The organism is Proteus sp. GOKU (assembly GCF_015475555.1).
GTDB classification, from domain to species: Bacteria; Pseudomonadota; Gammaproteobacteria; order Enterobacterales; family Enterobacteriaceae; genus Proteus; species Proteus mirabilis_B.
The window spans coordinates 2,203,158-2,218,033 of record NZ_CP034105.1 but is presented as its reverse complement, the minus strand read 5'-3'; the positions used below and the strand labels follow the sequence as shown (position 1 = coordinate 2,218,033).

At 34.4% G+C, this 14,876-nt stretch carries 17 protein-coding genes; 13 read left to right on the top strand and 4 right to left on the bottom strand.

What is annotated here, in order from left to right; all coding sequences use genetic code 11:
• Nucleotides 1-174: 174 nt before the first annotated feature.
• Together EHE21_RS10350 and EHE21_RS10345 are read right to left on the bottom strand one after the other, a co-directional pair.
• A complete protein-coding gene (locus EHE21_RS10350) occupies nucleotides 175-537 on the bottom strand; it encodes a hypothetical protein (RefSeq protein WP_088495394.1) in 363 nt (120 codons plus the stop codon).
• A gap of 748 nt (nucleotides 538-1,285) precedes the next feature.
• Entirely contained in the window at nucleotides 1,286-1,507 is a 222-nt protein-coding gene (locus EHE21_RS10345; RefSeq protein ID WP_006536484.1) for a DUF2594 family protein, read from the bottom strand.
• Nucleotides 1,508-1,800: 293 nt separating this feature from the next.
• Here EHE21_RS10345 and EHE21_RS10340 point away from each other — a divergent pair, with 293 nt between their 5' ends.
• From EHE21_RS10340 to EHE21_RS10310, 7 genes are all read left to right on the top strand, one after another.
• Complete coding sequence (locus tag EHE21_RS10340) at nucleotides 1,801-2,685, top strand: NAD(P)H-hydrate dehydratase (RefSeq protein WP_194950615.1); 885 nt, start codon at nucleotides 1,801-1,803, stop codon at nucleotides 2,683-2,685.
• Nucleotides 2,686-2,842: 157 nt separating this feature from the next.
• Nucleotides 2,843-3,271: a universal stress protein gene (locus EHE21_RS10335; protein WP_075674297.1), complete on the top strand. Its 429-nt coding sequence runs from the start codon at nucleotides 2,843-2,845 to the stop codon at nucleotides 3,269-3,271.
• 117 nt (nucleotides 3,272-3,388) lie between these two features.
• Entirely contained in the window at nucleotides 3,389-3,727 is a 339-nt protein-coding gene (locus EHE21_RS10330; RefSeq protein ID WP_088495396.1) for a hypothetical protein, read from the top strand.
• A 66-nt stretch (nucleotides 3,728-3,793) separates the two neighbouring features.
• A complete protein-coding gene (locus EHE21_RS10325) occupies nucleotides 3,794-4,231 on the top strand; it encodes a universal stress protein (RefSeq protein WP_075674295.1) in 438 nt (145 codons plus the stop codon).
• A 208-nt stretch (nucleotides 4,232-4,439) separates the two neighbouring features.
• Entirely contained in the window at nucleotides 4,440-4,853 is a 414-nt protein-coding gene (locus EHE21_RS10320) for a hypothetical protein (protein WP_194950614.1), read from the top strand.
• Nucleotides 4,854-5,154: 301 nt separating this feature from the next.
• A complete protein-coding gene (locus tag EHE21_RS10315; protein WP_194950613.1) occupies nucleotides 5,155-5,958 on the top strand; it encodes a threonine/serine ThrE exporter family protein in 804 nt (267 codons plus the stop codon).
• A complete protein-coding gene (locus EHE21_RS10310; protein WP_194950612.1) occupies nucleotides 5,949-6,422 on the top strand; it encodes a threonine/serine exporter in 474 nt (157 codons plus the stop codon). The genes EHE21_RS10315 and EHE21_RS10310 overlap by 10 nt, the downstream gene beginning before the upstream one ends.
• A 4-nt stretch (nucleotides 6,423-6,426) precedes the next feature.
• On the opposite strand, the gene EHE21_RS10305 is transcribed toward EHE21_RS10310, so the two are convergent.
• Nucleotides 6,427-6,609, bottom strand: a complete 183-nt coding sequence (locus EHE21_RS10305) for a hypothetical protein (protein ID WP_036912881.1) — start codon at nucleotides 6,607-6,609, stop codon at nucleotides 6,427-6,429.
• Between the two features lie 253 nt (nucleotides 6,610-6,862).
• Here EHE21_RS10305 and EHE21_RS10300 point away from each other — a divergent pair, with 253 nt between their 5' ends.
• On the top strand, nucleotides 6,863-7,846 hold the full coding sequence (locus EHE21_RS10300) for an endonuclease (RefSeq protein ID WP_228766664.1): 984 nt from the start codon (nucleotides 6,863-6,865) through the stop codon (nucleotides 7,844-7,846).
• Between the two features lie 15 nt (nucleotides 7,847-7,861).
• On the opposite strand, the gene EHE21_RS10295 is transcribed toward EHE21_RS10300, so the two are convergent.
• Nucleotides 7,862-8,305 (bottom strand): methyltransferase family protein, encoded by a 444-nt coding sequence (locus tag EHE21_RS10295; protein WP_088495402.1) that lies wholly within the window; start codon nucleotides 8,303-8,305, stop codon nucleotides 7,862-7,864.
• 350 nt (nucleotides 8,306-8,655) lie between these two features.
• On the opposite strand from EHE21_RS10295, the gene phoH reads away from it, so the two are divergent.
• The 5 genes from phoH to EHE21_RS10270 all read left to right on the top strand — a co-directional run bounded on the left by phoH (nucleotide 8,656) and on the right by EHE21_RS10270 (nucleotide 14,873).
• A complete protein-coding gene (gene phoH, locus EHE21_RS10290) occupies nucleotides 8,656-9,441 on the top strand; it encodes a phosphate starvation-inducible protein PhoH (protein WP_088495403.1) in 786 nt (261 codons plus the stop codon).
• Nucleotides 9,442-9,924: 483 nt separating this feature from the next.
• Nucleotides 9,925-10,515, top strand: a complete 591-nt coding sequence (locus tag EHE21_RS10285) for a fimbrial protein (RefSeq protein ID WP_075670953.1) — start codon at nucleotides 9,925-9,927, stop codon at nucleotides 10,513-10,515.
• Between the two features lie 47 nt (nucleotides 10,516-10,562).
• Nucleotides 10,563-11,255 carry a molecular chaperone gene (locus EHE21_RS10280; protein ID WP_194950611.1) on the top strand — a complete coding sequence of 231 codons (693 nt, stop codon included), beginning with the start codon at nucleotides 10,563-10,565 and terminating at the stop codon, nucleotides 11,253-11,255.
• Nucleotides 11,256-11,268: 13 nt separating this feature from the next.
• Nucleotides 11,269-13,782 (top strand): fimbria/pilus outer membrane usher protein, encoded by a 2,514-nt coding sequence (locus EHE21_RS10275; protein WP_228766663.1) that lies wholly within the window; start codon nucleotides 11,269-11,271, stop codon nucleotides 13,780-13,782.
• Between the two features lie 11 nt (nucleotides 13,783-13,793).
• Entirely contained in the window at nucleotides 13,794-14,873 is a 1,080-nt protein-coding gene (locus EHE21_RS10270) for a fimbrial protein (protein ID WP_194950610.1), read from the top strand.
• Nucleotides 14,874-14,876: the final 3 nt, after the last annotated feature.

Here is a 14,876-nt window from a genome sequence, read left to right as displayed (position 1 = left end):
ATACTTCAAGGTGTAGCGTTGTTGACCACACTTTGAATTATTTAGAGTATAGAGAGTTAGTTATAGAGAAAAAAGCTAAAGGAAAGAAGAACAAATGATGGAGAGGGGAAATAAAAAAGAGCAGGATAATTTCTACTCTTTAAATTGATTGTTACTCATTTTTTAATGAGAAGATTATTTTTTTTGCTCTTCTAATGCAGCAACCATTTGAATTTTGCAAGCTGCAACAATTTGAGTTAAACCGTCTTGGAATTCTGCGCGTGAGCCAATTTCAGATTTAGCTTCACGTAAAGAATTAACAACTTCAATAGCGCCTTCTTGGAATTGTGCTTCAGTTGCTTCTAATTTTGCAAAATCAAATTTCTTTGCATTTAGAGAGGCCATTGCATCTTTAGCAATTTTCTCTGCTGGCTCTTTTGTGTCATAAGCTTTAATTGAGATATCTTTAAAAGTATCACAGTAATCATCAGCCATTTTTGTTGGGTTAGCAAAAGCAACAGCAGGTAATAATAGCAGAGATAAGAGAAGTGGTTTCATTTTAGCCTCATGTTTATTTTTTAGTACGTACTTATTGAGTGTAACATATAAACAGGAGTGACGATAAATCAGAATAAGTGTAAAAATATAAATAGTTAATATTTTTAATTCAATGGGTTTTAACCAGTATTGTTATAATTGTGTTTAGGGACAATAAGCTAGCATTTTTTGACTGAATAAAAGTTCACAAATAACAACAACTGAAACAACTCAAAATATAATAATATTAGGATTTATCTTTATTTACATCCCGTAAGATAGTTTTTTATTTGTGTTAAAAATAACAAAAAATGCGTTTTAAATATAAAAGTGAGAATAAAAAAGAGTCAAGTAACTATCTGTTAACATTAAGGTAATTTTAATATACCGTGTTGAATAGGTTGATTTCTAATCGTGTTAGTTATGACAAGAAGATTTTTAATTCTGCTATTTAATTCAAATAACATTAAAAACATTAAACAAAAAGAAGGTTTGATAGCAATTCTTAGATAAAATTATCAAAAAGAAAGTAAACTCATTATCATTTAGGTGATATGAAAATAATTCAAATAGGAAAATCTAGGATGGGTAAAAGAGAAAAAAATCCCCTCTACAAGGATAGAGGGGTAGCTAAATGAATAAAGAATGGTTTATTTCGAGATTGAGTATATAGGAAGTTTGAAACTAAATTTTGTTTATTTGTGCAGCACAAAAAGTTTAGAAAATAGAATAAAAATATGTGCAAGTACTTAACTCGAAAATAAACATATTATTGGCGATAGGCTGTCTTAATTTGGCTAATTGTATTACGGAATGTCTCTGCTTGTTTTTCGTCATCAACTTCTGCAATTGCACGTTCAATATTTAAAATAACACGCCCAGCATCTGCTTGACCTAATGCTTTTAACATATAGGTGACTAGTGTTTTTAAACAAGCCACTTCTTCTGCTAATGTTTCCACATCTGCTTGTGTTTTAAACTTCTCGTTCATTATCTACGTTCCTTTGTCTTTAATTTATAAATCATATCAAGCTAGGCCATTAGAATAGCAAAGTCTCAGCAAGGTATGAATAGTGATAATGAAAGCATTTTATCATATTGAAATTGTGAGCATGATAAAGAGACAAAATAACCAGTGATCCCATTTATTTGTTGAAATCACGCTATACTTTGAACGTTATGTTTTGAACGTTATGTTTTGAACGTTAATACAAACAGAATGTGATACGGCAATCATTGCCCGCAATAAGAGAAAATGCAGAAAAAGGAGGGAAGGAAACTAATATGAATGAAGAACAACTATTACACGCGATCACTCATTATCCCGCACTTTATCAGCGTAAATCAGGAAATACACATAAAGGAACATTTGGCACATTAGGCATTGTAGGTAGCGCAGAAGGAATGAGCGGCGCGATTGTATTAGCCGGTAAAAGTGCATTGAAAGCAGGATGTGGAAAGGTATTTCTTGGTTTTGCTCAACCACAACTTCCCATTCCTTTTATTGATAGTGCGCCAGAGCTTATGCTCAAAGCAGCACTGACATTGATAAATCAACAAGATATTTCTGCTTGGGCGATTGGATGTGGATTAGGATTATCTGCAAACTCTAAAGAGATCTTATCAGCAGCTTTAGCGCAACGTAATGAAAATATACCCTATGTTTTTGATGCGGATGCATTAGTGTTAATGGCTAAGCTACAATCAAAACTCTCACTTAATCAGCAATGTGTATTAACACCACACCCTAAAGAAGCGTCTATTTTGCTTAATTGCACGCTAAATGATATTCAAAATAATAGAGAAGAAGCGGCGAAAGAGATTGCGAAGCTTTACCATTGTTGGGCAATAATCAAAGGTCAAAATACCGTGATTACTTCTCCAAATGGGGAAATAACAATTAATACAACCGGCAATAGTGGATTATCAACCGCAGGGAGTGGTGATGTGCTAACTGGTGTTATGGGCAGTTTTTTAGCGCAAGGAATGGCAATGTCTGATGCGGTGAAAAGTGCGGTTTGGATACATGGAATGGCGGCGGATATCTTAGTCGAAAAAGGTATTGGGCCAATAGGATTAACTGCATCAGAATTGATTGATACGATCCGAAATATTCGCAATCAAATATGGGCATTGACACAGCAACATAATGCAAACTATTTTGAATGATCACTTTTATTTTTTAGCTTAACGTATTAATAATTAAAGTATTAATAATTAAAGTAGGTTTATATTAAGATTAGGTTGTTTTTAGTTAATTCACTCACAGTAATCTTTGGGTTATTGCGATAGGATTAAGGCAAATGGAGAGTTGAGAGGAGTTATTATGTATAAAACGATTTTAGTGCCTATTGATATTGTAGAAGAAGAGTTAACCAGTAAAGCGGTACGACATGCGGTATATTTAGCAAAAGAAACGGGAGCTAATTTACATTTAATTCATGTTCTTCCTATCTCTTCAGCAATCATTAATGCATATTCATTGGGTTATCCAGAAATTAAAGATAAAGCGACAGTGAAAGCAGAGAATGATATGCAAATGTTGGTAGATTCGGTGGATTTGCCTGCTGAAAAGGTCGCTTATACGGTTACTTTTGGCTCACCTCGTGATGAAATTTTAGTCACAGCAAAAGATATTCATGCAGACTTAATTGTCATTGGTTCACGTAGACCTAATATCAGCACTCATTTATTAGGTTCAACGGCTGCGGGTGTTGTTCGCTATGCTGAAATTTCAGTGTTAGTTGTTCGTTAATATATTACTAATATGCTATGAGCATCCCTCATAGCATATTTTTTATTTTTTTGCGTAGCTTATCTTATTTATTCAATAAGCCGTTTATCGAATAAACAGTCTAGAAAGTGGATAAGAATGGAAAAATTTACCAAAGAACTTTTAAGGCTCGATCATTTTATTCTACGCATCTTACGCTATTATGTAATAGGCTCTATTTTCTTTTTCTTAGGATTATTACCCGGCGTATTAGGGTTTTATTTAATTGAAGGACATAGCTTTATGGAATCTTCATTAAATGCAATCTCTATGTTAAGTGGTCAACCGGTAGAGCCAGCACCTGCAACCCCAACAGGGCGCTTTTTTATTGCAATTTATGGTTTATTTCTTCAGTGTGTTTTTATTTTATCAATTGGGCTTGTAGTCACACCTTTTATTCATCGACAATTGCATAAATGGCATCTTGAGGAAGATTAAATAAGCAAGCTGTGGGTTTAACGCTACAATAATAAACAGACAATAATCTGATAATGAGGAGTTGCTATGTACAAGACAATTCTAGTACCTGTTGATATTTCAGAAGATGAGTTAACGACTAAAGCCTTACAACACGCTGTTTATATTGCTAAATTAGAAGGTGCAAAACTGCATCTTTTCCATGCCATTCCTGATATTTCACGTTTCTCTATTAGTTATAGCTATCATTATGACATGCTCAGTTCTTTTGCAAACAAAGCACTTGAGCGTGTACAAGAACAACTGCAAGAATTAGCTGATGGCATTGATTTGCCAAATGAACAAGTTGAATTTTCAGCCGTATTTGGTTCTGCAAGAGATAAAGTTTTAGAACTCGCTGAAAAAATTAATGCTGATTTGATTGTAATAGGTTCTCGTCGTCCAAGTATTTCAACACACCTCTTGGGTTCAAATGCATCAGGTATTGTTGCTTATGCTAAGCAATCTGTTTTAGTTGTTCGCTAAAATTTTTATAAAAGTTAGAAAATAGTATGCAACCCCTAGATCTCGATTTAGGGGTTTTTTATTTTTAAATTTAAATTGCCATTTTAAATTGATATGTGAGTGCGATTGCTTATTAATGCGGTTTTATTTTAAATACTCGGATCTTTATTGATTGAGAATGATAGTCATTCTAAAGTAGGGCGATTGTTATTAATTAGAGATGAGTATTATGTTGAATAATAAAAATTTTACCGTTATGGATGTTGAGCAATTTCCTGTTGTTACGATGAAAATATTTCCAGAAACACTGGAAGATGCCAATAACTGGACTGCTGAAATGGATATTGTGCTAAACGAAAAAAGAAAATTTGTTCTGGTTTACCCTTCCATCAATAAAAAGGACAAAGAGCATAAAAAAGAAGATATGGAGGGGATGAAAGCGGTTAGACGCTGGCTTAAAGAGGGAAAAGCGCTTCTTAGTGAATATTGTGCTGGTATGGTAATGACAGCCGATCCACAAAAAAATGATAAAGAACAACTGGTACAACTCTCTTCTGTTATTTCTGCGGTTTATGGTGTTCCTGTATATGTTGCAGAAACTCTGGGTGAGTCGTATATTCAAGCTAATGAATTGGTGAAGTAATTAAATCTTATTAATTTCTTTAATTAAGAAGATTTATAAAGCACTTGTATGAGTGCTTTTTTATTAAAACAGTGATAGCTATTTGATGATGCGAGCTAAAAAAAGGATCGGATATTTAATCATTGTACTGTACTTTCTATAACAATATTTATGACCATCCATCTATAACATTGATCTGCCTACAGCCTTAAATATTTTATTTGTTCATAATAGTATTGAAAGATAATAGAGCGAGAAACGAGCTATGCTGATAAACTTTATATTAGCAATGGCTCGTTTTTGATTAAAACTAAGGCATAGTATGGATAATGAGATAATGGCGGATTGCACTGCCATTTCACAAGATAAACAGCGTGAAATTACCAAGTTATGTATTCAAACTGCGTTGTTGCTATTGCAACATGGCGCAGAAAGTATGCTGGTTGAGCAGCTTTCAACCCGTCTAGGTTTAGCTTTAGGTGTACATCAAGTCGAAAGTGCAATTTCTGCTAATGCAGTAGTATTAACCACGATTGTTAATGGGCATTGCCAAACATCAACACGTAAGATTGTCGATCGCGGTATTAATATGCATGTTGTCACTGAAGTTCAGCATATTGTTATTTTGGTCGAACATCACCTTGCAGATATTCACGAAGCAAGAAAACGCTTTGAGCATATAAAACCGTTACGTTATCCACGTTGGGCAATTATTTTTATGGTTGCCTTATCTTGCGGCTGTTTCTCTAAATTAAATGGTGGCAATTGGGATGGCTTTTTAGTTTCAGCCATTGGTGGTGGTCTTGGTATGTTTGTTCGCCAAGCATTAACACATCGCCAAATGAACCCATTAATTAATTTCTGTATTACTGCATTTGTGGCAACTTCAGTCTCAGGTCTATTATTAAAGCTCTCTTATTTTCAAGCTACGGCGACTATTTCAATGGCTGCCAGCGTCTTATTATTGGTTCCTGGATTTCCTTTAATTAATGCGGTTGCTGATATGTTTAAAGGGCACGTTAATACAGGCTTAGCGCGTTGGGCAATGGCAACAATGTTAACTTTAGCCACCTGTTTAGGGGTTATTTTAGCAATGGCAGTATGGGGGTTAAGAGATTGGGCATAATAACGATATTTCTCACCCTAATTGAAGATATGATCTTAGCCGCTATTCCTGCGGTGGGTTTTGCGATGGTATTTAATGTACCATCAAGGGCATTAAAATATTGCGCACTATTAGGCGCAATAGGGCACGGCTCTCGTACCGTTTTAGTGATGAGCGGAATGAATATTGAATGGGCAAGTTTTTGTGCCGCCATTTTAGTAGGTTGCATTGGTATTCAATGGTCACGCTGGTGGCTAGCTCATCCTAAAGTCTTTACTGTTGCTGCGGTTATTCCGATGTTCCCCGGAATAAATGCATATATAGCGATGATCTCTGTGGTGAAGTTAACGCAAATTGGCTATAGCGCGGAAATTTTTGAAGCTTTAGTTACTAATTTCCTTAAAGCTTCATTTATTGTCGGTGCGCTCTCTATCGGGCTATCCTTGCCGGGATTATGGTTATATCGCAAGCGTCCGAGTGTATAATGACTCACATCGCGTGTTGTAATGAATTTAATGTAATATCCAGTTCATTTTTGTCAGAAATAATAATTTGAATTCGTAATTTATTCTCAGATTCTAAACTAGCATGCGCTTTAACATCTTCGTTATTCGCATGCTTTTTTGTTATCTCGACTAATTCGTCCATCAAATTCAGCATATTCTCATTCATTTTTAAATTTCTCCAAATCATTGATGGACTAAACCATAGCAAATCCCTTTTGTGTTAATGTCGAGAATAACGGCTTTTTCTATCACCATTCACGCTTATTGTTTTATTTTTTATACAAAAAATAGCAAGAAAGATTGCCCAAAATAAATAAAAAAAAGGTAAGATTAGGCTAAATAAAAATAAGATTATCAGTTGGTTATTAAAGATAATTCTTATTGGGTTTAATAAAATAAAGAGTAAGGCAGATACCACTTTGAGAAAAATATTACACTATACCGCGGTTGTGTTGGGTTTGTTTTTTATTACGCTAAATGTTCAAGCGCAGGCCCCTGAGAATTTTACAAAAGCGAAAGAGATAGCAAAAGAACGTATTTATTATGATCAAAATCAAAAGTCACAAGGCACTATTTATTGTGGTTGTGATTGGGAATGGGTAGGTAAATCTGGTGGGCGTGTTAATTTAGCCAGTTGTGGTTATAAAGTTAGAACCCAACAAACAAGAGCAGAACGTATTGAGTGGGAGCATATCGTTCCTGCATGGGTTTTTGGTCATCAACGTCAATGTTGGCAAAATGGGGGCAGAACGAATTGTGTGAAAAACGATCCTGTATTTGGAAAAATTGAAGCCGATCTACACAATTTAGCGCCATCTATTGGTGAAGTTAACGGGGATCGTAGTAATTTTAGTTTTGGGCAATTACCAGCACAAGCACCTTATCAATATGGTCAATGCCATAGCCGTGTTGACTTCGCGTCACGTACTTTTGAACCTCGTAATGAAGTTAAGGGACAAGTAGCAAGGGTTTATTTCTATTTACATGATCGCTATAACCTCTCTATGTCACGTCAACAACAACAGTTATTAATGGCTTGGGATAATGCTTATCCACCAACAGCGTGGGAAAAAGAGCGTGATAACCGTATTGCTCGCATTGTTGGATATCATAATCCGTTTGTGACGGGTGAAGTGAAGTGGCAATTAGGACATAAAAATAGTGGTGCCGGATTATCTGCAACAAATAATGCGCCAGTCACTAAAGCTAAAACTGAAACGCCTAAACAAGTAAATACATCACAATCTGAAGATATTAAAGGTAATGTTAATAGCAAGATCTACCATTTTGCACATTGTTCTGGTTATAAAACAATGTCAGATAAAAATGCGGTTTTGTTTAAAACAGAGAGTGAGGCAATTAAGGCAGGTTACCGTTTAGCTAATAATTGTAAACAGCCTTAATCGTAATTATTTAGGTCACATCCAGCGACGAACGTGGCGACAATATTGTTGCCACGCTTGCGGAAATAATTCACTTAAGATTTTCTCTTCACGTACTATCGTATAGCGATCAGTAATAAAGTAAAACGCGATTGCTGCCCCTAAAAATCCCCAATTACCAAAAATAAAAAATAACCCGATACTGATATCTAAAAAACCAAGATACATAGGATTACGGCTTATTTTATAAGGACCACTTGTCACTAATTGTCGAGGTGTGTGATTAGGATTAGGAGACGTTTTTTGTTTAATAAAAAAGGAGAGGCAATAAAAAAGCCAGATCCCAGAAGTCGTAATAGTGAGTAAACCGAGATAAAAAAAGAATCCCATTTTGAGAGAGCCAGAATGAAGTTCAAAACCAATAAATGGAATGAGGTTAAGTAGTAACCAATAAATAAAAGGTAATCGTAAGAAATTCATTTACTCCCCCTGAAATAACACTTATTGTTATTTTTATGTTAAGTCCATCTCGTTATAAATCATCTTAGTATTGAAAATATTTTTATTTTGTCATTATACTGTCATAAAGCTTCGCTAATTTTCACTCTAACTCCATGATGGGGAATATGAATGATAGAAGCAATGGAAATATCTCGTTACTCACAGAAAACCGGCAACAACCGTTCATTGATGTTTAATGTTCAGGATTGTGACCGGTTTTTTTGTTTTCTGCGACTAAATAGAGTCTGAAGGGGACTCACTGGTAAGTGAATGGAATAAAAACAGAGATGTCGATGACTTTTTGAAGACTAACAAGGGTAAATACCACTATGAGTAGACAAAAAGCAGCAACACGTTTACGCCGAGAAAATAAACGCACCTCACGCAAAGAACAACGCAATGGGGCACATCGAGATAATGTTATGGTTTTACCAGGATTTGGGGATATTGATACCATTGGTATGGCGAGAGAAAAGCGTGATGAACGTGTGTTATCTCCTCGCAACGAAGCACAGCGCCAATATATGAATGCAATTAAGCATCAGAATCTTATTTTTGCCACAGGAGAAGCTGGTTGTGGTAAAACCTTTCTTAGTGCCGCAATGGCTGCCGATGCTTTAATTAATAAAGAAATAGAACGTATTATTGTTACTCGACCAGTGTTGCAGGCAGATGAAGATCTCGGTTTCTTACCTGGCGATATTGCCGAAAAATTCGCACCATATTTTCGCCCTGTCTATGATGTCTTAGTGAAACGCTTAGGTGCTTCATTTTTACAATATTGTTTACGACCGGAAATCGGTAAAGTTGAAATTGCACCTTTCGCTTATATGCGAGGGCGTACTTTTGAAAATGCATTTGTTATTTTAGATGAAGCGCAGAATGTTACGGTAAATCAAATGAAATTATTTCTAACCAGAATGGGCGAAAATGTCACCGTTGTGGTTAATGGTGATATTACCCAGTGCGATTTACCCGCTAGTGTACCGTCTGGATTAGCGGATGCACTTATTCGATTTGAAGCTAATAATCGAGTAGGCGTGATTAAGTTTATGCAAGAAGATTGTGTACGCTCTACATTATGTCAGCATGTGTTAGCTGCTTATAATGATTAAATAGAGTATGGGAATTATTGTATAAAATTAAAAAGGTCACATATTAATGTGGCCTTTATCTTTATTTGTTTTTAATTTTTATAATTAAGCTGTTTTTTTAATTCTATTTTATATGATTTATCTTTTTATTAATTATGGGGAATTTGATTTGAATGAAAAATTTCAAAGTAAATTAATTAACTTGAGAGTATTCTTTTTTTGATTGGTCATTAATAGGTTAATTGTTATTGTTCTTTTGTTTATAATATTTTAATTAAATAGTGATATTAAAATATAAACACATTCATATATTAATTAATGAACGCCATTTAATTGAATTTGACTTAAATCACGAATTTTAAAAAATAGATAAATTTATTTGTTGGTTTTTAAAGTTATGACTAATATCAAATTGACTAGGGTTTTTTGTTACCTCTAGTTAATGATGGCAATAATAGAATCTTATTTTTGCTAATTAAATATTTATCTATTTTGGAGTTATATATGTTTAAAAATAAACTCCCACTGTCATTATTATCAGTGGCTATATTGTCGTCGTCGGCATTTGCCGCAACCAACAGCGCAGGGGGGATCATTTCTTTCTCTGGTGCTATTAGTGATACCACCTGTACAATTAATGGGGGAAATAGTGCGGACTTTTCTATTCTATTAGATCCTATTACCGTAACGGATGCTGGAACAACGGCAAATACTGTTATTGCCAAAAATCAAAAAGAGTTTGCTTTGACATTCTCTGATTGTGCTCCTGCATCTACTCCAAGTGGAAGTAATTTAAAGATACATTTCTCATCTGCAAATACTATTTCAACAAGTGGATTATATTTGGTTAATGATACTTCGAATGAAAATGATCCATTAGTTGCAAAAAACGTCGGCTTTAGTTTATCAACACCTGCTGCACCAACCGTTGCTATACCACTAAATGCCACCTTTGATACAGGTATTAAAGGCGATAAAACAGCGCCAGATTCAGATACTCTACGCTTAATTGCCAGTTACTATAAAACAAATGCAACAGCGGCTAAAACAGGGCCAGTACACTCTAACGTTATTTATACAGTATCTTATTTATAATATAAAAAGCCAGACTCAATGGGTCTGGCTTTTTTGGGGTGGTTATAATGAAAAAATTAATATTCCTTTTAATTATCTTGATATTACCCTCGACTGTATTAGCCAATATCATTATCAATGGTACTCGCGTTATTTATTATGAAAGCGTTGATAGTGTTAATATCCAATTGACGAATAATGGTGATTTAGCTTCTTTGGTACAAAGTTGGATAGATGATGGAGATGTGAATTCGACACCAGAAAATGCAAATTCACCTTTTTATTTATATCCACCAATTGTCAAAATAGCAGGAAGACAAGGGCAAACTCTAAGAATAAAAAATTCCGATGAAAAACAGATAAGTAATGTTGAAAAAGTCTATTATTTAAATGTATTAGATATTCCTGAAAATGCACAAGCACTAAAAGGAAAAAGCTATTTACAATTGGCGATGAAAACAAGAATTAAAGTTTTCTATCGTCCTACCGCATTAACAGATGATCCTGAATTAGTGAATGAAAAAATAACTTATCAATTAAATGGTAATAAGGTTTTAGTTAAAAATAACTCACAATATCATTTCACTATAGCTTCTATTTCTACTGAAGAAATGCCACGTATTACTCTTGCTGATTCTGAAATGATCCCACCGTTATCTTCTCGTGAGTTACCATTAATTAATAAATTAAAAAATAATTCTGTTGTTGTTGTTTATGTTGATGATTTTGGTGTTTATAAATCACAAAATATTAAACTCTAATCGAGATAACATCGTGAATAATCCAAGATATCTCTCAATCCTCATTTTTTTAGGAATACAAAATTATACTCAAAATCTGTATGCAGAGGAATTTGATACATCTTTACTTGTTGGAAATTCAAAGAATGGAGATATTTCACGATTTTATATTGACGACAAAATTCCTGAAGGAAAACAACTTGTCGATGTTTATGTCAATCAAGTATGGAAAGGACAATTTGAAATAAATGTAATAGGTGAACACGCAGAGATTAGTTTTGAAACCGTGGATGTAAATAAACTTGGTTTAAATTTATCTCTATCTGCGAAACAAAAAATTGCACAGCAAAAAACAATACTATCAAATGAATTGGCAAAAGGTGTGACGTCGGCATTAGATATTAATAAATTAAGGCTTGATATTAATGCTCCTCAGATTTCAGTGAAACAATCAGAGGTAGGGTATGTTGATCCAAGTTATTGGCAACAAGGTATTTCAGCTCTGATTTTATCTTATAATTTAAACTACTATAACTATAAAGAAAAAAAAGGAAGTAAAAGCAATAACGAGAGTTTTTTTGCCAATATTAATTCAGGTGTGAATTTAGGCGCATGGCAGTTTAGAGATGAATCTAACTACTCTTATTATTCTCACGGCAAAAGCCAATGGAAAAACAATACGCGCTATGTTTATAAGGCATTTAGCCAAATAACTTCAGGATTAACAATTGGCGATTTTTATACGCCAATGGCGCTTTTTACCAGTATTCCATTTAGAGGGGCGTCACTGGCAACAGAAATGGGTATGCTCCCTAATTCGAGTCAAGGATTCGCGCCCATTATTCGTGGTGTTGCACAGACGAATGCGCTAGTGAGTGTTTATCAAAATGAAAATCTAGTTTTTCAAGAAAATGTGCCTCCGGGTGAATTTTCCTTTCGAGATATTCAACCTACTGCGGGAGGTGGTGATCTCTTAGTGGTTATTCAAGAAGCAGATGGGAGAAGGGGATCTTTCACTGTCCCGTTTTCAGCTGTTCCTGATATGTTAAAAGAAGATGTTTATCGTTATAACGTAACGTTAGGTGAATCACGAGTTAGTAATACAAATTATCGGCCTAAATTTGCACAAGGTGAGTTTCATTATGGTCTTAATAATTTAGTTACTGTTTATGCGGGCGGTATTGTCAGTGAAGATTATTACTCCGCATTGATAGGTAGTGGTTGGAATTTTAAATTTGGGGCAATTTCAGCAGATATAACACATGCAACGGCAGATTTACAGACAGGTAAAAAAACAGGGCAAAGTTTTCGGCTTGCTTATAGTAAATATATGGATGCGACATTAACCAATTTAACATTGGCTGCTTATCGTTATTCTACTCGTGATTATTATAGTTTTGTAGATTCAATTTACGCTCATGACAACTATAAAGCTTGGAAAGACTATCAAAATGATATTGCTCAACAGCAAAATAATAATAATGCAGTATCTGATCTTGATTTATCAACGTTTGATGCACTACGAGGTTCTAGAGCAAAAAATACGTTTACCATAAATCTTAATCAATATTTGGGTGGTCAGCGTGGTGTTGTTTTTCTTTCAGGGACACATCGAAACTATTGGAATACAGATGAGAGTAATCGCGAGTATCAGTTAGGCTATTCAAATAATTATAAAGATATTGCGTATAATCTTTCTGTTTCAAAGTTAAGAAATTACGATAATAAAGAAGAGACTCGTTATTATTTTAATATTAGTGTGCCGATTTCATTTTTTGATAAAAGAGCTAATATTAATACTTCAATTTATGCGGCTGATTCACGTTACCAGCAATCTACAATTAGTATGAGTGGAACAGCAGGTAAAGATGACCTAGTTAATTATACTTTAACAGGTTCAAATCAAACGGGTGGAAATAATTTAGTCGGCGCAAATGTGAGTTATCGTCATCCATATAGCACATTATCTGCATCTTATACGGAAGCAAATAATTATCGCCAGGGAGGATTAGGCGCTAGAGGAACAGTTGTTGCCGTACCTAATCATATTGTTTTTTCAGGTAATACAGGGAATACCTATACTCTTATCGAAGCACCTATGGCCAATAATATGATGGTTAATGGAAATAAAGCCACATTAACCAATAATCAAGGGATAGTATTAGTGCCTAATAGTATCCCATATCGTACAAATAATTATACTTTAACAAATACAGAAATGCCTTCAAATGCTGAGCTTGTTGGAAATACAACCCAGGTTACTCCGTATTTAGGCGCAGTTAATTACCTCACATTAACAACGGATAAACGTAAGACATTTATTATTAAAGCATCTTTAGAAAATAATGAAAGTTTACCTTTCGGTACAGAAGTTTTAAATAATAAAAAAGAAAGTATTGGTTATGTCGGACAATCAAGTGTGCTTTATTTAAAAAGTGATGAGTTACCTTCTTCAATCTTTATAAAATTAAATAAAGCTGAAAAAATGGAATGTGTTGTGGAGCATTTAATAAATACGATGGATAAAAATAGTAATATTTGTCGATAAAGGAAAGCGCTATGAAATCACCAGCTTTTATATTTATAATTTTATTAGGTGCGATAAGCCAACAGGCAATTGCTAACTGTAAACCTGAGGACACTATTACGGCACCCAATATTAACTTTGATTTATCTGCAGATTTAAATGCAGCTTCAACAACTGTAACAAAAACGAGTAGAACAATATTTCCGGGTACCTTTAAATGTAATGCAAGAGGGGTATTATTTCCTAATACTGTGGGTATTGCCTCACCTTTTAATGATGGTCGAACGGGAACAATTGGTTTTAATGGTGGGAAGCAGTTTGTCTCTATTACATTAACAGCATTAGAAAAAGATAATGTAACGAATATTTCAGCGGGAACACACCCTGCATCAGATTTAGATACTAATTTCACCTTAAAATTTACGTTATTGAGTAGTAAACCCTCGACCAATTATAAAGAGGTGAGTGGAAGTACAGCGGTTGTTAACCCTGTTATTTTAGCGTCAGATGCATCGAGTGTTGGGTTAGTTCAGTGGTTACTTAATATTGTTATTAAACTTGTGCAATTCTTATTAACGTGGCAATGGCCAGTTGATCAAAATGATATTTTCTTACAACCAATGCTAATTACTTATAATCCTGTAATGACAACCTGTAATTTTTCTAATGCGGGTTTAGTTGTTTCATTGCCATTAATCAGTGTAAAAGATGCAAAAACGGCAGATAAAGCAGGATACACACCTTTTACATTAAATTTTACGTGCCAAGACTTTTTAAGTGGCTCAAAAACGTCTAGAAATATTAAGATGTTTTTATCAAGCCAAAATTTATTGGCGACAGATAAAACTATATTAACTAATACAACAGCGCAAGGTGCAGGAGGGATCGGGTTCCGTGTAGTAAAAAGCGATAATATCAATAGCCCCGTTATTTTTTCTGACAATATTAATTCTCAAGGCAGTGCGACCAGTATTTTCAGTGTTAATCAAGGTGGCAACTTATCCTCTGCATTTTCGATAAATATGGGGGCTTATTATTATCCTTATAATGTTAATTCAGTTACTCAAGGGCAAATAACAAGCACAGCGACATTAGTAATGTCTTATGACTAAAGA